General features: G+C 63.6%; 18 protein-coding genes and 1 pseudogene. 4 read left to right on the forward strand and 15 right to left on the reverse strand.

All coding sequences use genetic code 11. The features are described 5' to 3' along the window. The first annotated feature begins 32 nt into the window (after positions 1 to 32). Together ABLE85_RS15885 and ABLE85_RS15890 are read left to right on the forward strand one after the other, a co-directional pair. Positions 33 to 554: a DUF302 domain-containing protein gene (locus ABLE85_RS15885; RefSeq protein ID WP_348793674.1), complete on the forward strand. Its 522-nt coding sequence runs from the start codon at positions 33 to 35 to the stop codon at positions 552 to 554. 132 nt (positions 555 to 686) lie between these two features. After that, positions 687 to 1,313 (forward strand): annotated as a pseudogene (locus ABLE85_RS15890) (YncE family protein); the annotation flags it as partial. A gap of 84 nt (positions 1,314 to 1,397) precedes the next feature. Here the strand turns inward: ABLE85_RS15890 and ABLE85_RS15895 are convergent. From ABLE85_RS15895 to ABLE85_RS15940, 10 genes are all read right to left on the reverse strand, one after another. Beyond that, positions 1,398 to 2,234, reverse strand: a complete 837-nt coding sequence (locus tag ABLE85_RS15895) for an ABC transporter permease (RefSeq protein ID WP_348793675.1) — start codon at positions 2,232 to 2,234, stop codon at positions 1,398 to 1,400. Between the two features lie 2 nt (positions 2,235 to 2,236). After that, the gene (locus ABLE85_RS15900; protein ID WP_348793676.1) at positions 2,237 to 3,412 is read right to left on the reverse strand and encodes an ABC transporter permease; all 1,176 of its coding nucleotides are present in this window, start codon (positions 3,410 to 3,412) and stop codon (positions 2,237 to 2,239) included. After that, positions 3,409 to 4,479 (reverse strand): ABC transporter ATP-binding protein, encoded by a 1,071-nt coding sequence (locus ABLE85_RS15905; protein WP_348793677.1) that lies wholly within the window; start codon positions 4,477 to 4,479, stop codon positions 3,409 to 3,411. The genes ABLE85_RS15900 and ABLE85_RS15905 overlap by 4 nt, the downstream gene beginning before the upstream one ends. Positions 4,480 to 4,658: 179 nt before the next feature. Next, positions 4,659 to 5,693, reverse strand: a complete 1,035-nt coding sequence (locus tag ABLE85_RS15910) for an ABC transporter substrate-binding protein (protein WP_348793745.1) — start codon at positions 5,691 to 5,693, stop codon at positions 4,659 to 4,661. Between the two features lie 348 nt (positions 5,694 to 6,041). Further along, positions 6,042 to 7,418, reverse strand: coding sequence for an amidase (locus ABLE85_RS15915; protein WP_348793678.1), 1,377 nt, complete (start codon positions 7,416 to 7,418; stop codon positions 6,042 to 6,044). A 10-nt stretch (positions 7,419 to 7,428) separates the two neighbouring features. Continuing rightward, positions 7,429 to 8,445: a P1 family peptidase gene (locus ABLE85_RS15920; protein WP_348793679.1), complete on the reverse strand. Its 1,017-nt coding sequence runs from the start codon at positions 8,443 to 8,445 to the stop codon at positions 7,429 to 7,431. A gap of 36 nt (positions 8,446 to 8,481) precedes the next feature. Beyond that, complete coding sequence (locus tag ABLE85_RS15925) at positions 8,482 to 9,225, reverse strand: amino acid ABC transporter ATP-binding protein (protein ID WP_348780566.1); 744 nt, start codon at positions 9,223 to 9,225, stop codon at positions 8,482 to 8,484. A 24-nt stretch (positions 9,226 to 9,249) separates the two neighbouring features. Next, entirely contained in the window at positions 9,250 to 10,353 is a 1,104-nt protein-coding gene (locus tag ABLE85_RS15930) for an amino acid ABC transporter permease (RefSeq protein ID WP_348793680.1), read from the reverse strand. A gap of 20 nt (positions 10,354 to 10,373) precedes the next feature. Then, positions 10,374 to 11,237 (reverse strand): ABC transporter substrate-binding protein, encoded by an 864-nt coding sequence (locus tag ABLE85_RS15935; RefSeq protein ID WP_348793681.1) that lies wholly within the window; start codon positions 11,235 to 11,237, stop codon positions 10,374 to 10,376. Between the two features lie 54 nt (positions 11,238 to 11,291). Further along, complete coding sequence (locus tag ABLE85_RS15940; RefSeq protein ID WP_348793682.1) at positions 11,292 to 12,137, reverse strand: D-amino-acid transaminase; 846 nt, start codon at positions 12,135 to 12,137, stop codon at positions 11,292 to 11,294. Between the two features lie 166 nt (positions 12,138 to 12,303). Between ABLE85_RS15940 and ABLE85_RS15945 the strand changes: the two genes are divergently transcribed. After that, positions 12,304 to 13,227: a LysR family transcriptional regulator gene (locus ABLE85_RS15945; RefSeq protein WP_348793683.1), complete on the forward strand. Its 924-nt coding sequence runs from the start codon at positions 12,304 to 12,306 to the stop codon at positions 13,225 to 13,227. Positions 13,228 to 13,258: 31 nt separating this feature from the next. Here the strand turns inward: ABLE85_RS15945 and ABLE85_RS15950 are convergent, their stop codons facing one another. From ABLE85_RS15950 to ABLE85_RS15970, 5 genes are all read right to left on the reverse strand, one after another. Then, positions 13,259 to 14,680, reverse strand: a complete 1,422-nt coding sequence (locus ABLE85_RS15950) for a deoxyribodipyrimidine photo-lyase (RefSeq protein WP_348793684.1) — start codon at positions 14,678 to 14,680, stop codon at positions 13,259 to 13,261. 219 nt (positions 14,681 to 14,899) lie between these two features. After that, a complete protein-coding gene (locus ABLE85_RS15955) occupies positions 14,900 to 16,000 on the reverse strand; it encodes an aminopeptidase P family protein (RefSeq protein WP_348793685.1) in 1,101 nt (366 codons plus the stop codon). A 47-nt stretch (positions 16,001 to 16,047) separates the two neighbouring features. Then, positions 16,048 to 16,545 (reverse strand): GAF domain-containing protein, encoded by a 498-nt coding sequence (locus tag ABLE85_RS15960; RefSeq protein ID WP_348793686.1) that lies wholly within the window; start codon positions 16,543 to 16,545, stop codon positions 16,048 to 16,050. Positions 16,546 to 16,645: 100 nt separating this feature from the next. Then, the gene (locus tag ABLE85_RS15965) at positions 16,646 to 18,238 is read right to left on the reverse strand and encodes an ABC transporter substrate-binding protein (protein ID WP_348793687.1); all 1,593 of its coding nucleotides are present in this window, start codon (positions 18,236 to 18,238) and stop codon (positions 16,646 to 16,648) included. Next, complete coding sequence (locus tag ABLE85_RS15970; protein WP_348793688.1) at positions 18,235 to 18,909, reverse strand: XRE family transcriptional regulator; 675 nt, start codon at positions 18,907 to 18,909, stop codon at positions 18,235 to 18,237. Before ABLE85_RS15970 ends, ABLE85_RS15965 begins: the two co-directional genes overlap by 4 nt. Positions 18,910 to 19,158: 249 nt before the next feature. Between ABLE85_RS15970 and ABLE85_RS15975 the strand changes: the two genes are divergently transcribed. Next, positions 19,159 to 20,160 carry an ABC transporter permease gene (locus ABLE85_RS15975; protein WP_348793746.1) on the forward strand — a complete coding sequence of 334 codons (1,002 nt, stop codon included), beginning with the start codon at positions 19,159 to 19,161 and terminating at the stop codon, positions 20,158 to 20,160. The last annotated feature ends 6 nt before the right edge of the window (positions 20,161 to 20,166 follow it).

Genomic DNA, 20,166 nt, shown 5'->3' on the forward strand with positions numbered 1-20,166 from the left:
GTCAGGGACAACAGAACTAGCAGGCGGTCAAAATGTCGGCGCAGATGGAAGCCACGACCTTCACCGGAACCAAGCTTGTATACAGGGCCGACTTGCCGTTCGATGAAGTCCTGAGGCGGTTCCACGCCCAGGTCGGCCACGCCGATATACCTACCCTGGCGCGCCTGGCGGTAGAGACGCCTGACGAGCAAGCCTACGCCAGGGAGATCGAGGCGCGGTTTGTCGGCAAGAGCGGCTTCATGCTGTTTTCGGAGATCGATCACGGCGGTTGGATCGCACGCTTTGGCATCCGGCGGCACGCGATTCGGCTGATCTATGGCAATCCGTTGATTGCCATAACGATGATCCGCGAAGACATCTCGGCCGGATTGTTCGTTCCGGTGGAAATGCTTGTGCTGGACGCCCCGGACGGCGGCACAACGCTGTCCTACGTCCAGCCATCGTCACTGATCGCAATCGATCGAGAGAATTCAGCCCTGCGCACCCCCGCGGAAGCATTGGATGCGAAGGTCGCGGCGCTTGTGGCAGCTATTCTCGACAGTTCAGGGATATAGCGTCAGGCCCACTGACCGCTTATCGGAAGGGGCAGAAACGCCGTAGAATTGCCGTCGGGCGACAGCCAATTTCCCGGGGGAGCCGACGCGGACCCGGGCGACGACAACCGTCTCGCCTGTCACTCCGCCGACATGGTACTCAACCTAGCCGTCGTTGCGATCGGATCGAACGCCGTTACCTTCATCGACACGGCGACCAATGCCGTCAAGCACGTCACCTAGTCGGCCGGGCGCGGCACGAGGCCTTCTTCACCCCAGATGGCAAGGAGGTGTGGGTGACCGTCCGCGGTGAAAACTATGTCAGTGTTCTGGATGGAAAGACCTATGAGGAGAAGACGCGGATAACTGTTCCCAACGGACCTGGAATGACGATCTTCTCGCCCCGACGGAAAATACGGTTACGTCTGCTCGTCGTTCAATCCAGAAACCGTGACCATCACCGTTGCCGACCACAAAATCGTCGGGCCCATCAAACAGGAAAGTCCTTATGGTCCGAACATCGCGGCAACGCCAGATGGCAAGCAGGTCTGGTTTACGCTGAAGGATACGGAAAAGACCCAGGTCTTCGACGCCTCGCCCCCATTCTCGTTGCCCAAGACGCTCGACACAGGCCCGATCTCCAACCACGTCTATTTCGTACGCAATGCGGGTGGCCAATTCGCCTATGTCACTGTCGGCGGGCTGAACGAGGTGCAAGTATTCCGAACTGATGATTTCAGCAAAGTCGCGACGATACAGGTCGGCAAGCTCCCGCACGGTCGCGGATTTGGGCCGCAAGCATGGCGTGAGTGATGCCTCGGTTACAAATGGAAAACCGGTCGCGCGCGAGCGCCGGCGCGTCGGCTACCGGCGGCCGGAAGCCGTTCTCATGCTGGCGGATGGCAACCTCTCCGCTGCGCCGGGTCTGCTCGCCCTCGACCTGTCCCGTTGCCACATGACCAGCCCTGCGATCAGGATCGTTCCGATGATGAAAATGAACGCAGCCGCCGCGATCGCCGGGCTTATGTTTTCTCGGATGGTGGAAAACATCTGGCGGGCAAGCGTCCGCTGGTTCGGCCCGGCGACGAAGAGCGTCAGCACGACCTCGTCGAGCGAGGTGGCAAATGCGAGTACGGCGCCGGAAAGCACGCCCGGCATGGCAAGCGGCAAGGTCACCCGGCGAAACACCGTGAAAGGGCCCGCCCCGAGGCTCTCGGCGGCGCGTTCGACACGGCGGTCGATCCCAGCAAGCGCCCCGGTGACGCTGACGATCACGAAGGGAATTGCCACCACCGTGTGGGCGAAGATCACGCCGAGATAGCTGTTGGCAATGCCGAAGCGCACGAACAGCACCTGCATGCCGACACCGAGCACCACCGCCGGCACCACCATGGGTAGCAGGAACAGCGTTTTTACCGCACCCGGAAACGGGATGTTGTGCCCGCGAAGGCCGAGCGACGCGGCCGTGCCCAGAATGGTGGAGAGCGCTGTCGTGCCAAGGCCGATGATCAGGCTGTTGACGATGGAGCGCCGCCAGGCGTCGGCCGCCACCAGTTCCTGGAACCACCGCGTCGAGAAGGCGGGGATGGGATAGGTGAGGAAGGCGCTCGACGTGAAGGCGAGCGGCAGGATTGCAAGAAGCGGCGCGATCAGGAAGGTCACGACCGCGACGGCGAAGACGAGTTTCGCGCTTTTCAGCATGGTCAGCCTCTCCTCGCATCCTCGGCCGACAATCGGCCGTATACGGCGTAAAGCGCGATGGTGACGACGAGCAGGATGAGGCCGAGCGCGCCCGCCATGCCCCAGTTGGCCGAGCCGGTGGCGTAGAAGGCGATCACGGAACTGATCATCTGGTCGCTCGGGCCGCCGATCAGCGCCGGGGTGATGTAGTAACCGATAGCCGACATGAAGACGAGCAATGCGCCGGAGGCCAGCCCGCGGAAGCTGAGCGGCAGCAACACCCGCAGGAAGGCGCGCACCGGGTTGGCGCCGAGCGAAGCGGCCGCAGGCATCAGGTTCTTCGGAATGGAGACCAGAACGCTGTAGACCGGCAGGACCATGAAGGGCAGCAGCACATGGGTCATGGCGATGACCACGCCCACCCTGTTGAAGATGAGCGGAATGGGGCCGCTCGTCAGATGCAGCGCCTGCAGCGCGTCGTTGATGAGCCCTTTTTCCTGAAGCAGGATGAACCACGCCGCGGTACGCACCAGAAGCGAGGTCCAGAGCGGCAACAGCACGGCGGCGAGCAGCAGGTTGCGCTTCCAGCCGTCGGTCGTGGCAACCAGCATCGCATAGGGAAAGCCGATGGCGGCACAGGCCAGCGTGACCAACCCCGCGATCAGGAAGGTGCGCAGCATGATGACCCGGTTGGCGGAGGCGTCGGCCGGCAGGGCCACGATGTTTCCGGATGCGTCTCGGGAGAGATCGAGCGCGGCCAGCAGGTTCCGGTCCGTCGTCGGCGAGAGCGCATCTGAGATCGCAAGCCAGAATTCCGGCTTTTCCCAGCGCGGATCAACCACGGCCAGGTCCGGTGGCGTTTCTGAGCCCTGCACGGCGGAGATGGTCTTCGCCATCAGGGTGCGGAAGCCGGACTGGGCGCTGTTCAGCCGCCGCACCATGTCGCCCACGGCTTGCGTATCGGTCGCGGCCTTCAGGTCGGCGACGATGGCTTCCTTCATTTCCGGCGTGGGCGGCGATTTCCGGTCCCAGCCCGCCATGGCGCCGGCTGTTTGCGGCAGGATGCGCAGCACCGCCGTGTCCGACACGGCCTGGGACATCATCGTCACCAGCGGCCAGACGAAGAAGAGGGCGATGAAGAGGAACAACGGCAGGATGAGGGCCAGTGCGCCGGCGTTTCTGCGGCTCGGCCTTTTCATGGCGCGATCACCCGGCAATCGGCGGGCCTGAACTCGGCCACCACCTCGGCGCCGGGCTGCCACTCCCGCGACTTGCGGTCGAGCCGGACGATAAAGCCGTGCGCGCTGCCGTCGAGTTGAACGCGCAAATGGTCGCCCTGGTAGACGCAATCGGCAACCCGTGCGGCAATGCTGTTGCCGGTTGCCACCGTGCCGTCCTTCAGCTCGATGCGCTCCGGCCGGATCGACAGAAGAACATCCTGGCCAGCGGCTACTTTCCCGGAAAGGCCGGCGATGACATGGCCGCCTCTTTTCAGCGCGATGCGGGCTTCCGCGCCCGCCACGCTCTCGACCGTTCCTTCGGCCAGGTTGGTCTCGCCGATGAACTCGGCGACAAAACGGGTATGCGGTTCGTCGTAGATTTCGCGCGGCGTGCCGATCTGCTCGATCTTGCCCTTGTTGAGCACGGCGATCCGGTCGGACATGGTGAGCGCTTCCGACTGGTCGTGGGTAACGAAGACGATGGTAAGGCCCAGCCGGTTGTGCAGCGCGCGGATGTCCAGCTGCATCTGCTCGCGCAGCTGCTTGTCGAGCGCGCCGAGCGGCTCGTCCATCAGCACAACGCGCGGCTCGAAGACCAGGGCGCGCGCCAGCGCCACGCGCTGCTGCTGGCCGCCGGAAAGTTGCGACGGCCGCCTGTCGCGCATCGCCGAAAGCTGCACCATGTCGAGCGCCCGCGCCACGCGCTCACCGATCTCGGCCGCGCCGACCCCGCGCATCTGAAGCGGAAAGGCGATGTTCTCGCCCACGCTCATATGGGGAAAAAGCGCATAGCTCTGAAACACCACGCCCATGTCGCGCCTGTAGGTGGGCAAGTGATCGACCGGCTCGCCGTCCACCAGAACCCTGCCCTTCGTCGGCGTCTCGAAGCCGGCCAGCATCATCAGGAGCGTCGTCTTGCCGGAGCCCGACGGGCCGAGCAGGCTTACGAACTGGCCCTTGGCGATGTCGAGGTCGAGATTGTCGACGACGCACAAGGACCCGTACCATTTGCTGATGCCGTCGAAACGGATGCGGATGTCAGTCAAAAGTCCCCTCCACGATCGGGTCGCGGCAACGGTCCGCTCGGCGAGGCGGACGGATGCCGACAAGTCAATTCCTTGCAACGCATTGCGCCTGCCGGCCTTGGACCGGCCGGCGCCTGGATACGGCCAAGCGCCAAGCGGGCCGCGGCCCGCCTGGCTTCTCGCCGGTCGGCGTGGCTCGGCTACTGGGCCAGCCAGGCGTTGAAGCGTTGCGTCAGTGCCTCGGAGTTGTCGATCCAGAAGTTGACGTCGAGCGGGATGGCTTCGGCCAGGTTCTTGGAGTCGGTCGGAAGCTCGGCCGCATAGTCAGGCGAGACCTTGCCGGCAGCATCGAGATTCGGAAGACCGTAAGCCACATAGGCCGGCAGCTTGACCTGATTGTCGGGCTCGCTGGCGAAGGCGATGAAGTCCTGCCCGGCATCCTTGTTCTCGGCGTCCTTCAAGACGACCCAGCTGTCGATCGCATAGACGCTGCCCGGCCAGACGACCTTGAACTTCTTGCCCTCGGTGCGGTTGATGCCGGTGATGCGGCCGTTATAGGCCGAGGCCATCGCCACCTCGCCGGAAGCGAGCAGCTGCAGCGGCTGGGCACCCGCTTCCCACCAGACGATGTTCGGGCGAAGCTCGTCGAGCTTCTTGAAGGCGCGGTCGACACCCTCCGGCGTCGACAGAACCTGGTAGACCTCGTCCTTCTTCACGCCGTCGGCGAGCAGCGCGAATTCGAGCGTATATTTGGCGCCCTTGCGCAGCGAGCGCTTGCCAGGGAACTTTTCCACGTTCCAGAAGTCGGCCCAGGAAGTGGGCCCTTCCGCGAGCTTGGCACCGTCATAGGCAATCGCCGTGGACCAGACGATGGCGCCGACGCCGCAATCGTTCACTGCGTCGGGCAGGAACTTGTCCTTGCCGCCCATCTTGTCCCAATCGATCTTCTCAAAAAGGCCGTCGGCGCAGCCAAGGGCCAGTTCCTCGGCTTCCACCTGGACGACATCCCAGTTGGGCGTCCCCGCCTTGACCTTCGACTGGAGAACGCCGAAGCCACCATCCCAGGCCTCGTCGAGCACCGACTTGCCGGTCTTTTCGGCATAGGGCTTGAAATAGATCTCGCGCTGCGCGTCCTGGTAGTTTCCGCCCCACGAGACGACGGTCAGGTCCCTTGCAAAGGCGGAAGAGCCTGCAAGGCTCGCCGCCGCAACGAGGACACCGCCAAAAATGGCCAGTTTCTTGCTTTGTTTCACGTTATTCCCCTCATTATTGGAAGATTCCGGGCATACGTCTAGGATATGCTCGGTGAAACCTACCGCTTGTTTGAGCCGCCCTGCAAGGCCGCTGTGTGCGCATTAGTGCATTATCAGACGCAGCCTGCAACGGAGACGAATTGACGCTTCCGGATCTGCAAACTTACTTGCCGTGATTGCAGTCGCTGGGCGTGGATGACCGTGGCCTCATCGACCATCGGCTCCTGGATTCATGCCGCTGCTTGCGTCAATAGTTCGCCCAGCAGGCGAGCCAAGCGGCCGTCGCAACGCGCCACTTCCTCTGCGCGGTGCCTGGCTCATTTCTGCGGCTCAGTGGAGAGCAGGGTAGGCTTCAAAAGGCGCCAATGCACATTCGGCCAGATGCGCAATCCGCAGGAGTTCCGCATCATGATCGAGGCGGCCGCTGATCATCATGCCCACCGGCAGACCGGCTTTGGTCAAGCCGCAAGGGATGCTGATGGAAGGCTGGCCGGACAGATTGAACACGGTCGCGTTCTTGGAGGCATGGTGGTCGTAGCCTTCTGGCCGCTGGTCGAAAGGCGCCGGCATGATCGTCGCCGACGGGGCCACCAAGGCGTCGCATTGCTGCATCATCTCGGCCATGAGAGCCCTGAGCCGCAGCCGTTCGTGCTGGGCGCGGATATAGTCGGAAGCGGAGATGCGCGATTTTCTTCCGAGCTTTTCCTGGAGTTCCGAACTGAAATCGCCGGGGTGTGCAGCCAGGGCCTGCGCATGCAGCGCGTAGGCTTCCGCAAAAACCAGTCCGGACATTTCGAGACTGACATCAATGCCGCCGCTGTCGATCTCGACAATGACGGCGCCTTGCTTTTCCAGTTCGCCGATCGCGCGATCGACGAACTCGATGATTTCGGGCTCGCCGTCGAAGAAAAACTGCCGCGCAATGCCGATGCGCGTGCCGGCGATCGTTCCGACTTCGCCTTGGAGAGGGACGAACTGCCGTCCAGAAGAGTAAGGGTCCTGGGCATCGGGACCGGAAATGGCCTGCATGATCAGCGCCGCGTCTTCCACGTTGCGGGCGAGGGGGCCGACATGATCCATCGTCCGAACCAGGGGCAGCACGCCCGTCGTGCCGACCAGGCCGAAGCTCGGCTTGAAGCCGACGATGCCGCAGCAATGGGCCGGGTAGCGGATTGAACAGGCGGTGTCGGTGCCGAGCGCTGCGAAGGCCAGGCCGGCGGCTACTGCGCTTGCCGAGCCGCCGCTCGAGCCGCCGGGGTCGCGGGTCGTGTCCCACGGATTGGCGATCCGGCCAAAGAACGGGTTGATGCTCGTGGTGCCATAGGCCAGTTCGTGGGTCCCGGCCTTGCCGAGGATGATCGCACCCGCTTCCTTGAGCTTTCCCACGACGTTGGCGTCATGGTCGGGCACCCAGTCGGCATAAAGCTTCGAGCCGCATGTCGTGCGGATGCCCTTCGTCGCCATGTTGTCCTTGACCGCGACGGGCACGCCGTGAAGCGGGCCGAGCCATTCTCCAGCCCCGAGCCTTCGATCCGCCTCGCAGGCCGCTGCAAGCGCTTCTTCGGCCGCAACGGTGACGAAGGCGTTGAGAAGCGGATTGAGCCGTTCGATGCGCTCCAGCATCAATTGCGTCAGCGCGGTCGAGGTGATCCCGCCGCTGCGGAGCAGCCGGGAGATCTCGGAAATGCTGGAGTAGTGCAGGGCCAATTCGTCCGCCTCAGCGCAGCCAGTCGGCCAGCGAGGGGCGGAAATTGCCGGCGCGGCCAGTCATGGCCTGCGCCGCGCACATGGAGTTCAGCACCGCTTCCTGCGTGGCCTCGGTGGCGGCGCGGAAGAGCTTGTCGATGCGGTTCTCGTTCAGCGCGCGCATCGAGATGAGCTCGCTCTTCTCGTCGTGGTCGATCATGGTCGCCGTGGTGAAGCCGATTGAGATGTCGCCGCTGCCATGGCCCCAAAAGGCGCCGAGGCGAGCAAGCCCGGCCCCGCAGCGGCGCGTCACGCGCTTGAGCTGGCGGTGTTCCAGCGGAACATCGGTGGCGAGGATGATGATGACCGAACCCTTTTCCGCCTCCTTGGCGGTGCGGGGCGAAGGCTGGCGGCCGTCCGGCAGTGTGAGATCGCCGGCGCGGCCGAAATTGGAGAGCACCAGGGTGCCGACATGAAAGGTCTGGCCATCGAGCTCGAACCGGCGCGACGAGGTGCCGATGCCGCCCTTGAAGCCGAAGCAGGTCATGCCCGTGCCGGCGCCGACATTGCCCTGTTCGACCGCACCTTCATGTGCGTTGGCCAAGGCAAGGCGTGCATGCTCCTCGGTGACCGCCATCGCCTGGATGTCGTTGAGCGGACCGTCGTTGCATTCGCAGACGACCGGGTTCACCGTCGCGGTCTGGCGGCCGATATCGGGATTGGCGGCGATCGCCTCGCGGATCAGCGCGTTGGCGCAGGTGCCGACCCCAAACGTGTTGGTGAGCAGGATCGGCGTTTCCAGCGTGCCAAGCTCGTCGATCTGCACCAGCCCCGTGCTCTTGCCGAAGCCGTTGATGACGTCGCTCGCGGCCAGCACCTTCTTGCGATAGAGATTGCCGGAATGCGGCAGCACGGCGGTGACGCCGGTGTTGATGTCGCCGTCGCGGATCGTGTGGTGGCCGATGCGCACGCCGGGCACATCGGTGATCGCGTTCTTCTCGCCCGTGGGAAGAATTCCGCAGACGATGCCAAAATCCCGTGCGTTCACCGATGCTACCTCGATCCGTTCCAGTCTTTCCGGCCTCTAGAGGCGACCCGCTTCCACGATGCGCTTCAGGAAGGCCTGCGTGCGTTCGCCCTGCGGCTTTCCGAAGATCTGCTCCGGCGGGCCTTCCTCATAGACCTTGCCGGCCTGCAGGAAGCAGACCTTGTCCGCGACCTCGCGGGCAAAGCCCATTTCGTGCGTGGCGAGCACCATCGTCATGCCGTTCTTGGCCAGATCGCGCACGATGTCCAGCACTTCCGAAACCAGCTCCGGGTCGAGCGCCGAGGTGATCTCGTCCAGTAGCAGAAGCGTCGGATCCATCATCAGCGCGCGGACAATGGCGACGCGCTGCTGCTGGCCGCCCGACAGGCGGTCCGGGTATTCATCCGCCTTGTGTTGCAGCCCGATACGGGCAAGCAGCGCCTTGCCCTTTTCCACGGCCTCCGCCTTGGACATGTTCAGCACCTTGGTGGGCGCCAGCGTGACGTTTTCGATCACGCTCATATGCGGGAAGAGGTTGTAGCCCTGGAAGACGATGCCGATCTCGCGGCGCAGGGCGTCCAGGTCCACGCCCGGACCTGTGACGCGATCGCCATGTAGACGGATCTCGCCCTCGTTGATCGTCTCCAGCCGGTTGATGCAGCGCAGCAGCGTGGACTTTCCGCAGCCCGACGGGCCGATCAGGCAGACCACCTGATGCTCCTCGATGTCGAGCGAGATGCCGGAAAGGACCTCGACCGCGCCGTAGCGCTTGTATGCCTTGTCGATTTCGACCAGTGCCATCTTTTCAGTCCATCCGTTCGAGGGTCAGGAGCGCATCTTCTTGCGGTCGCGTTCGATCAGCTTGTCGACGAAACGGGCCTGCGGGATCGTGAGCACGATGAAGAGGATGGCGACGGTGGTGACGGCGGAGAGGTTGAAATTGTTGCTGGCAATGATCTTCGACTGGTTGAAGGCGTCGATCGTGCCGATGATCGCGACCAGCGCAGTGTCCTTCTGCAGGCTGATGCAGTTGTTCATCAGCGGCGGAACGATGCCGCGCACTGCCAGCGGGATGACCACATAGCGCATGGTCTTGAAATAGGAGAGGCCCAGCGAGCGCGCTGCTGCGATCTGGCTCGGATGCACGCTTTCGATACCGGCGCGGTAGACCTCGGAGGTATAGGCACCGTAGGTCAGCGTCAGCGCGATGATGGCGTAGGCGTTGGAGGACAGATCCTTCAGGATCGGCAGGCCGGTCAGCGGTAGGCCGAAGCCGATCAGGTAGATGGTGATGATCGCCGGAAGGCCGCGGAAAAGGTCGCCATAGATAATTGCCAGTGTGCGGATCGGCTTGCCGGCCTCGCCGGGCAGGGTGCGCGCCATGGCGACAATGAGCGCCCAGACGAGGATCAATACGGCGGAAACGGTGAAGATGAAGATGTTGGTGCCGAAGGCCTTGAGCACGGCGCCGGCTGATTTCACGATCAGCGCGAGGTCGAAGAAGGTCCGGCTGACGGCCGCGTCGTTGACGACGAGGAACCACGCGAGCGAGCAGAGGATGAGCAGGGCTGCCGAATAGGCGAGCGCCTTCCACGAAGCGTCGGATGCCTTCGCTCCGAGTTCACGCCCGAGATAGATGTCTGAAGACCTCGCGGCTTGCAACGACATGGACAGGGCGCGCGCTGCCAGCGCCAGAACGACCAGAGGCAGCAGGCAGGCGAGAGCGGCGACCACCGTGACGGGCGTTGCCGCCCAGCCTTCCGCGATCACGAAGGAGCGGATGTAGTGGGCCGTGTAGGCCGCGGCTGCGAGAGTGGCGAGAGCAAAGAGCAGAACGCCGAAGGAGCGCTTGCCGTAGGTTCGGACCTGGTTGCGAGCGCGCCATCTCCTGGCGCGCTCGTCCTTGGCTTCAAGAGCCGATGTGGACATGAGGTTTCTCTAGCCTTGGCTCAGGGCTTCCAGGTCGGAACGTCGTCGGGCGAGACGCCGCCGAAGGATTCGAGCAGATATGCCGTCTCGAGCTTCTTGAGCGTGCCGTCGGCCTTCAGGTCCTCGATGATCTTGTCGATCGTCTCGGCGTTCGGCGAACCCTTCTGGTAGATGCCTGCGGTCAGTTCGTCGCTGGGGTACTTGCCGATAGCCTGCAGCTTGCCGCCGGAATTGGCGACCTGGCCGAGCACGATGCCCAGATCGGTCATCACCGCGTCGACCTTGCCGGCGGCAGCGGCCGTGAACATGGAGGCGGTGTCGTCGAACACGTCAACATTGGAGACGCCCAGCGTGTCCTGCACGAAGGAAACCAGCGTCGTGCCGGCCTGCGTGCCGACGTGAGCCTGCTTGATCGTCTCCTCGTTCAGGGTCGAGCCGGCCTTGGCGGCAACACCGTGGGCAGAGGCGAGATACGGGGCCGAGAAGTCAACGACCTTCTTGCGCGGCTCGGTGACCGAGATCAGCGCAAGCGCGATGTCAAAGTCCTTGTTCTGGCCGGCAACGATGGAGTCGAAGGAGGCGTTGACCAGCTTTACCTTGTCGAGGCCGAGGCGGTGGGCGATGTTGACCGCCATGCAGAACTCATAGCCGTCCTTGACCGTCTCGGGCGTGTCGCCGTTGAACTGGCCGACCGCCGGGAGGTTGATGATGACGGTGAACTGGCCCGACACTGCCGGGGTGATCGAGGCCGCGCCCTTTTCGCCGGTCAGCGGACAGTCGCCGTAGCCTTCCGTGGCCATCGCTGCTCCCCCGGCGACGAAGGTCAGAGCCGTCGCGAGCAAAGCGCGCCGCGCGAGCTTTGCCGTGGTATTCAAGATCGTCATAGTTTCCCCTCCTCAAAAAATGTTGGGTGGCTTCAGTGCTCCACTGAAGCAGGCCTAGTTGCGGGCCAGCTCCAGATAGATCGTTTGCAGGCGCTTCGTGACGGGGCCGGGCGTGCCGTCGCCGATGACGTGGTCGCCGATCCGGATGACGGGTGTGACGAGGCTCGATGCGCTGGTCAAAAAGGCTTCCTTGGCTTCCCGTGCTTCCTCGACCGTGAACAGCCGCTCCTCGATGCGAAGCTTCTGCCCCTCGGCCATCTTCATGACCGCGCGCCTGGTGCAGCCGGGCAGGATAGCCTGCGAGTTCGGCCGGGTGACGATCACGTCGTCCTTGGTCAGGATGAAAGCGGTGGAAGAGGCGCCCTCCGTGACAAAACCGTCTTCCACCAGCCAGGCTTCGTGGAAGCCCTTCGCCTTGGCGGCCCTCTTGGCCAGAACCTGCGCCAGCAGCATCACTGTCTTGATGTCGCGGCGGGCCCAGCGCGTATCGGGCGCGATGTCGACCGCGACGCCGTTCTTGACCGAATTGGCGTTGACCAGATTCTTCGCCTGGCTGAATGCGACGAAGGAAGGCTTCATGTCGTCGGCAAAGCCGAAGTCACGATCGGCGGCGCCGCGGGTAACCTGCAGGTAGACGACGCCTTCCTGGAGAGCATTGCGCGCGATCAGCTCGCGCTGCACGTCCACGATTTCTTCCCTCGAAAGAGGCAGCGGAATTGAAATTTCCTTCAGCGAACGTTCCAGCCGGCTGAGGTGAAGATCATTGTCGATCAGCCTGCCGCCGATGACGGCCGATACTTCGTAGATACCATCGCCAAAGAGGAAGCCTCGGTCGAAAACCGAAACTTTGGCCTCAGCCTCGGCGACATAGTCTCCGTTTATGTAGATGGTCCTGCTCAATTCGTACCCCGAAAACTCCAGACATTGGACGCTAGGCATTCCCCCTTGCCACGTCCAATGCATTGTTTTCTAATAGTTATGCAATTTCTGCATAGGGTCTTTGGTCAAGGGAACCGCGCAATAGCCGGCTTGGCAAAAGCGCTCGTCCGCACCTCTGGGGGACTTGATGGAACTGAAATGGCTCGAGGATTTCGCATGCCTGGCGAATACGCTGAGCTTTTCCCGCGCGGCCGAGGAACGGCGCGTCACGCAGCCGGCCTTCAGCCGCCGCATCAAGCAGCTCGAGGCCTGGCTAGGCGTGACGCTCGTGAGCCGGGTAACCTTCCCCGCCGAGCTGACGAAGGAAGGCAAAGCATTCCTGCCGGTGGCGCAGGAAGCCATCAAGAATTTCTACAGCACGCGCGACGCCCTGCAGCCGCCCAGGGCGCAGAGCGACCAGACCCTGATCTTTTCCGGCCTCAACACGCTGACCGTAGTGTTCTTTCCGCAATGGCTGCAACAGATGCGGTCAAGGTTCGGCGAGCTGCGGACGCGCATGAGCCCGGACAAGGGGGGTATCGAGGAGAACATCGGCACGTTGGTCGAGGGCGAAGCTGACTTTTTCCTCACCTACGCGCATGCCTCGGTGCCGTTCCTCATGGACAGCTCGCGCTTTCCCCATCTGGTTCTCGGAACCGAACGCCTGCTTCCGGTCGCCAGCCCGACAGCCGAGGGCGTCATGCTGGATCACGCCATCCGGAATGGCGTTCCGCTGCCCTATCTCGGCTATGGCGACTTCTCGTTTTTCGGTGTCGCACTGTCGAAGCTGTTTGCCAGCAAGCCGCGTTTCGAACGCCGGGTGGTGCATGAGAACACGATTTCGGTTGGCCTGAAGACCATGGCGATCGCCGGTTGGGGAGTGGCCTGGCTGCCGGAAGGCCTGATCAGGCAGGAACTGGACGCCGGCACGCTCGTGCGGGCGACCGACGATCCGTCCTGGGACATCGAAGTCGAGATTCGCATCTATCGTCACGCAACTGCGACACGCCCGATCGTCGACGAGTTTTGGCGGGCCGTGGTCGAGAGCCTCAAGCGGGCACCATCCGAATAGACAATCTCCGCCCCGCCCGGATCCTGTTCCGCTATGCCTTGAGTGAGGCGAACCTTTCCCGAGCGCTCTTCTGCGAAGCCTTCAGATCCACAATCGGACGCGGATAGGTCTCGCCAAGGATTACGCCCGCACTCTCCAGGACACCGCCTGGCGCTTCAAACGGTCGATGTATCCAGGCATTGGGCATGCCGGACAGTTCCGGAACCCATCGCCGGACATAGGCGCCATCGGGATCGAAACGCTCACCCTGGATCACGGGATTGAAAACACGGAAATAGGGCGCGGCGTCCATGCCGCAGCCGGCCACCCACTGCCAGTTTCCGGGATTGCTCGCCGCATCGGCATCGACCAGCGTATCCCAGAACCATTGTTCGCCCAGCTGCCAGTCGATGAGCAGGTTCTTGACCAGCAACGATGCCACCAGCATTCGCACGCGGTTATGCATCCATCCGGTTTCCCATAGCTGGCGCATGCCGGCATCGACGATCGGGAAACCCGTGCGCCCCTGCTTCCAGGCCAAAAGAGCCTCGGCATCATTGCGCCATTCCACCCCGGCCAGCGTGTCGCGCATCGCAATGCTGGCGATGTCATCGCGATGGAAAAGCTGGTGATAGTTGAAGTCGCGCCAGGTGATTTCGGACAGGAATTTCTCCACTCCTGCCGCCTTCGCCGCATCGTCGGCCGAAGCCGCAGACGCGGCATGCCATATCTGCCTCGCGCTGATCTCGCCGAACCGCAGATGCGGGGACAATGCCGACGTTGCCGGGAGGCCCGGGCGATCGCGACCATGGACATAGCTCCCCAGCGCTTCGTCAAGAAACCGCTCCAGCGCCTGGCGCGCGGCAGTCTCGCCCACGGTCCAGTGGCTTTCGAGCTTCAGCGCCCATCTCGGCTGGCCGGGCCGCTCGCCCGCTCCATCGGCTGGCAACGATCGCGCGGCCTGGTCGGCGAGGGGATGCGGCAGGGGAAAGGAGATCGGTCGCTGCCGCACCGCCTTGGCGAAGGGCGTGTAGACCTGATAGGGGCCGCCGCCACCGGTCTGGATCTCCCAAGGCTCGACAAGGACATTGCCGGGGTAGGAGGTGACTGCGCGCCCGCCGGCTCGCAGTTCGGCCTTAATGGCAGCGTCGATTTCGCGTTCGGCCGGCGCATATCTGCGGTTCCAGAACACACAAGCAGCACCGAGCCGCCTGGCTGCGGCGAGGACGACCTCCTTGGGGTCACCCGCTTCGACCAGCATCGGTATCCCGACTCCGTCAAGGCTCCGCTCCAGTGAAGCCAGACTTTTGCCGAGCCACCACCGCGCCGCGGCACCGAGAGGCCGCAATGTCTGGTCATCCTCATGCACATATAGTGCCGCGACGCGCCCGCCCTGCGCCAGGGCGGCGTTGAGCGCCGGGTTGTCGGCCAGTCGCAAGTCGTCGCGAAGCCAGACCAGCGAACGGATCGTCATGGCTACTCCGGCCCGAATTTTGGAATCGCTACGGCAATTTCCAGCCTGTGGCCGTCCAGATCAAGCGCCAGCGCATCTTTAAATACTGCTCCGCCCTCTGACCGAACAAAATAAATGTAACTTCGTCGGCAGGGCCGCGGCCACATTCCGTGCGGAAATTTGAAATCGGCGTGGAGACCCGCGCCGATTTCAAATAGGGACACAATCAGTATCCGACGCTCAGACCTGCGCCACATGAACCTCGCGGGGCAGCTCGGAGAGAATCTCCGGGCCGTCTTCGCGAAGTATGACGATTTCCTCGAGGCGGATGCCGAAGCGGCCGGGCAGGTAGATGCCGGGCTCGATCGAAAACACCATGCCCTCTTCGAGCACCGTTTCGGACGTCGCGGTGATGTAGGGGGGCTCGTGGCCGTCGATGCCCATGCCGTGGCCGGTGCGGTGGACGAAATATTCGCCGTAACCGGCATCGGCGATCACGCGGCGCGCGGCCGCATCGACTTCCTTGGCCTTCACGCCCGGGCGGGCAGCCTTCAGGGCCGCCTGCACGGCGCGCTCGACTATGGTGTGGATCTGGCCGTAGCCTTCCGGCGGGCGACCGACGACCGCCATGCGGGTGATGTCGCTCGGAAAACCGCTCTTGCGGCCGCCGATGTCGATCACCACCGCGTCACCCTCGGCCAGCTTGCGCTCGCCGGTCTGGTGATGCGGGAAGGCGCCGTTCTGGCCCGCGCCGACGATCCAGAAAGCCGGAGCCGCGCCCTCGGAAGAAAAGTGGCCGCGGATGACTTCGGCCAGCTCGCGCTCGGTCATGCCTGGGCGCACCGAGGCGAAAGCCTTCTGCATGGCGCGGTCGGCGATGCCGGCATTCATCTTCAGCTTGGCGAACTCGCCGGCGTCCTTGCGCATCCTGAGCGCGCCGATCGTGTCGGCGGTGAAGGCATGCTGCGCGCCCGGCAATGCACCGAGCAGAAGCAGCGCGAAGTCGGCGCGCATCGTCTCGTCCAGCACAACCTTCTTCGCCTGCGCCGCGCCGATATCGGCGAGCGCAGCTGTCAACGCCGCGTCGGGCCCGTCAGCGTCGGCCCAATTGTGGAAACTGATGTCGGTGCATTCGCGCGTACCTTCCGCGTTCAGCACCGGCATCAGGAAGGTTTCCTTCTCGCCCGACACCAGAAGCAGACAGGGCCGCTCGTCGGGATGCGGGTGGAAGCCCAGCAGCCAGTCCATGTGCGAGCCGGGCGCAATCGCCACGAGATCGGTGTCGGTGGCGCGCATGCGTTCGCGCAGCGCGGCCAGCCGCTTGGCAGTATCGACGGTCATTCCTGCTCTCCTTCGTTCGGTTACGGACGCTTCTGCGGGCTGTCGTCTCAGACGCCGCCGTTGCGGTCGTTGAGCATGACGCAGATCGCGCCGGGCAGTTTCAGCGCCTCGGAGGCGGCAACCCGTTCAGGCGTATAGAAGCCGGCCTCATGCAGGCAGTTGACGGTGGCAAGCACCTCGCCTTCGACCACCACCGGCACGTTGATGACGGATTCGCAGCCGAGCGACTTGATCAGCTCATGGTCGGGGAAGACCGCGGCGATATCGTCGATGGTGTTGGCAACGAAGGTGCGCTTTTCGTCGATCACCTGCCGCGACCAGTCGGTCTTGTCGGCCGGCTTGGTGCCGGAAACCGGATAGGCGTCGGGCATGTTGGAATAGATGCGGCGCGCGACCTCGTTGACCGGGTCGTTGACCGTGATGGTGAAGAGCTTTACGCCGACCAGATCGCGCGTGAGCTTGTAAAGGGCCTCGCAGGCGGCTTCCGGCTGGTTGCCGGCGGCGGCCATGGCGCGAATGAAATCCTGATAGTCGCGGTTCTGCATTGGTCTTGTCCTGAATAATTTTGAGGCATGCGTGCCAGACGCGGCAGCTGCCGAAGAAAAGGGGCTACCTTGCGGTAGCCCCCGAGCTTTCGATGCTGCCTCAGTTCTTGGTGACGAGGCGGTAGTAGACGAAGTCCGAGGTTGCGCCGTTGACGTAGCCCTCGACATTCTTGGCATGCGCAACCTGGGTAGCGGCCTGGAACATCACCACGATGGGCGACTTCTCCTGCACCTTCTTCTGCAGGTCGACATACATCTCGTTGCGCTTGGCCGGGTCGGCCTCGGCGCGCGCGGCCTTGGTCTCGGCATTCATCTCGGCCGGCACGGCCCAGCCGTTACGCCAGGTGGTGGTCGACTGATAATTGCCGTCCGAATTGTCCTCGTTGTAGGCGAAGGCCTTGGCGTTGGAATCCGGATCCATGAAGTCCGGGCCCCAATAGAGCAGCATCGCCTCATGCGTGCGCGCACGGTACTTGGTGATGACCTGCGAGCCCGTGCCGGGGATGATCTCGAAGTTGATGCCGGCCTCGGCGAAGCTGGCCTGCAGCGACTGCGCCATGTCGGTGAACGGCGTGGAGTTGATCACGTCCAGCGTCACCTTGAGCGGGGTCTTGATGCCGGCGTCGGCCAGGATCTGCTTGGCCTTGGCGGGATCATAGCTGTAGGGCGTGTCGTCGAGCGAGCCCGGAAAACCCTTCGGCCAGAAGGCCTGGTGCACCTGCATCTGCCCCTTGAGGAAGCTGTCGGCCATGCCCTGGTAGTTGACCAGATAGCGCGAGGCCTCCCAGATCGCTTCCGGCTGCAGCGCCTCGTCCTTCTGGTTGAAGCTCAGGAAGTGCACGGCTGCCTGCGGGTAGGTCTCGACCTTCACCGAGTCCTTGCCGGCAAGGCTGGCGATCTGGTCCGGCGTCAGGTTCTTGGCCATGTCGACGTCGCCCGAGTCGAGCATGAGCTGCTGCGTCGCCGCTTCCGCGACGTGGCGGATGATCACAGTCTTCATCGCCGGCGCGCCGCCGAAATAGTCGGGATTGGCGGCGAGGTTGATGATCTCGGCCGGGCGGAACGCCTTGAGCACGAACGGGCCGGTGCCGGCGGAATTGGCCTTCAGCCAGGCATTGCCCATGTCGCCATGGGCCTCGTTGGCCTGCACGGTCACGGCATCGATCACCGAGGCCGGACGCGAGGCCAGCACGTTGAGCACGAAGGCGGACGAGAAGTCGCCGTCATACTTCACGACAACCTTGTTGCCGTCGGCCTTGACCATCTCGTCGATGTTCTCGGGCGTCCAGCCAAGCTGGGTGAGGATGAAGGCCGGTGCCTTGTTGAGCACCACGACGCGCTTGAAGGAGTAGACGACGTCCTCGGCGCGCAGCGGGTTGCCGGAAGTGAACTTCACGCCGTCGCGCAGCGTAAACGTGATGGTCTTGGCGGCGTCATCGGCCGCCCATTCGGTGGCAAGGCCGGCTGCCAGGGTCCTCACGTCGGGCGCATCGTACTGCACCAGACGGTCGTAGGTCTGCGTCACATATTCGCCCGACGAGAACTCATAGGCCTCGGCGGGGTCGATGCTGACGATGTCGTCGATGTTCTGCGCCACCACCAGCGCGTCGGCGGGGGTGGCGGCATAGGTCGCCGCAGGCGCCAGCGGCATTGCCAGCGCTGCCGCCAGTAAGGCAGTCTTCAAAAGCTTCATGACATTCTCTCCTTCATGTCAGTTGTCCTCCTGCTTGTCTTCTTGCCGGACTCGGCCTTGGAACTGCGCAAGGCCGGGCGCGCGGGATGCGATGAGCGGAACAGCGGCAAGGTGCCGGTCCACAACAGCCGGGCGACCTCCCCGGTCTCGTTGGCCCAGGCATGCGGGCTGTTGCCGCGAAAATGAAAGCTGTCGCCGGCCGAAAGCGTGATCTCGTCGCCGTCGATCCGGAAAGTGATGGCGCCTTCCAGCATGTAGACGATCTCCTCGCCCTCGTGGCTGACCGTCTCGGAACGGTAGCCGGCCGGAATCGTCAGGAGGAAGGAGGAGAGCACATTGCCAGCGAAATCTGCGCCGAGCCGCTCATAGACGATCGAGGAACCGTCGACGGAAAACTTGTTGCGCTCGCCAGCGCGCGTCAGCCCTTCATCGACGCCGGGCGCGGAGATGAAATAATCGACGCCGACATCGAGGCTTCTGGCGATCTGCGCCAGCGTGCCGAGCGAAGGCGTCGCATGGTCGCGCTCAACCTGACTGAGATAGCCGACGGATATGCCTGCCGCGTCGCAGAGCTCCTGCAAGGTCATGTGCAGCTGCCTGCGGCGGGCGCGGATCAGCGCTCCCACCTTCGGCTGCGAAGATGCCGCAGACTTGCCGGCCGCACCAGACACTTTGCTCCCGCCCTCCATCAAAATTTTTTTGATCTAAGCAAAAATGTTTGTATAGTCCAAGCGGATTTTTCGGCCATCCACCACATCGGGAGTGGCCGAGTTTCATTGGAGGACCCGTCACTCGCCTCTGCGAGGGGGCGGAATGCAAGGGACGGAAAGACAAGCGTGGCATTCGAACCCGATACCGCGGCCGCGTCGGTCGTCGCCGGCACGGCAAAACCAGTTGGCTCGGGCAAGCACAAGCGCTTCCTGCTCGCGCTTGCCGGTTTCGTCCTGACGCTGGCCTTCACCTTTCTCGGGCTTCTGGCCATCACCTTCTTCATCGGCCGTATCGTGCCGATCGATCCGGTTCTGGCGGTGGTCGGCGACCGCGCCCCGAAAGCGGTCTACGAGGCGGCGCGCATCGAGATGGGGCTCGACAGGCCGCTCATCGTGCAGTTCTTCAACTATATCGGTTCGGTGCTTTCAGGCGATCTTGGCACATCGGTTTCGACCGGCAAGCTGGTCGCCGATGACCTGAAGCGCGTGTTCCCCGCCACGCTCGAAATGGCCACCATCGGCATCATCGTCGGCGTTCTGCTCGGCGTGCCGATGGGCGTCTATGCCGCGAGCCGCCAGGGCAACCTCGTCGACCAGGCGATCCGCGTCGTCGGCCTGCTCGGCTATGCAGTGCCCGCCTTCTGGCTCGGCCTGGTCGGGCTCGCCGTGTTCTATGCCCGGCTGAAATGGGTGGGCGGACCCGGCCGCGTCGACATCTTCTATGACGGGCTGGTGCAGCCGGTGACCGGACTGATCCTCATCGACAGCCTGATTGCCGGCGAGCGCGACATCTTCTTCAACGCGCTCTGGCACCTGGCGCTGCCCGCTTCCGTGCTCGGCTTCTTCAGCCTCGCCTACATCGCGCGCATGACGCGCTCCTTCATGCTCGACCAGCTGGCGCAGGAATATGTCACCACTGCGCGGGTCAAGGGCGTGCCGGAGCGGCTGGTGATCTGGCGCCATGCCTTCCGGCCGATCCTGGTGCCGCTGATCACCGTGATCGGCCTCTCCTATGCCGGGCTCCTGGAAGGCTCGGTGATGATCGAAACGATCTTCTCCTGGCCGGGCATCGGCAACTACCTGACCACCGCCCTGCTCAACGCCGACATGAACGCCGTGCTCGGTTCCACGCTGGTGATCGGCGCGGTGTTCATCGGTATCAACAAGCTTTCGGACGTGCTCTACCGCGTCCTCGACCCGCGCGCGCGGTAGGAGGAA

It is taken from the genome of Mesorhizobium sp. KR1-2 (assembly GCF_040045035.1).
In the GTDB taxonomy this organism is placed as follows: domain Bacteria; phylum Pseudomonadota; class Alphaproteobacteria; order Rhizobiales; family Rhizobiaceae; genus Pseudaminobacter.

Bases quoted from the DNA above. Each gene is read 5' to 3' on its own strand.
- ABLE85_RS15885 (WP_348793674.1), top strand. From the start codon at position 33: ATGTCGGCGCAGATGGAAGCCACGACCTTCACCGGAACCAAGCTTGTA.
- ABLE85_RS15895 (WP_348793675.1), bottom strand. From the start codon at position 2,234: ATGCTGAAAAGCGCGAAACTCGTCTTCGCCGTCGCGGTCGTGACCTTC.
- ABLE85_RS15900 (WP_348793676.1), bottom strand. From the start codon at position 3,412: ATGAAAAGGCCGAGCCGCAGAAACGCCGGCGCACTGGCCCTCATCCTG.
- ABLE85_RS15925 (WP_348780566.1), bottom strand. From the start codon at position 9,225: ATGGCACTGGTCGAAATCGACAAGGCATACAAGCGCTACGGCGCGGTC.
- ABLE85_RS15930 (WP_348793680.1), bottom strand. From the start codon at position 10,353: ATGTCCACATCGGCTCTTGAAGCCAAGGACGAGCGCGCCAGGAGATGG.
- ABLE85_RS15935 (WP_348793681.1), bottom strand. From the start codon at position 11,237: ATGACGATCTTGAATACCACGGCAAAGCTCGCGCGGCGCGCTTTGCTC.
- ABLE85_RS15945 (WP_348793683.1), top strand. From the start codon at position 12,304: ATGGAACTGAAATGGCTCGAGGATTTCGCATGCCTGGCGAATACGCTG.
- ABLE85_RS15950 (WP_348793684.1), bottom strand. From the start codon at position 14,680: ATGACGATCCGTTCGCTGGTCTGGCTTCGCGACGACTTGCGACTGGCC.
- ABLE85_RS15955 (WP_348793685.1), bottom strand. From the start codon at position 16,000: ATGACCGTCGATACTGCCAAGCGGCTGGCCGCGCTGCGCGAACGCATG.
- ABLE85_RS15960 (WP_348793686.1), bottom strand. From the start codon at position 16,545: ATGCAGAACCGCGACTATCAGGATTTCATTCGCGCCATGGCCGCCGCC.
- ABLE85_RS15965 (WP_348793687.1), bottom strand. From the start codon at position 18,238: ATGAAGCTTTTGAAGACTGCCTTACTGGCGGCAGCGCTGGCAATGCCG.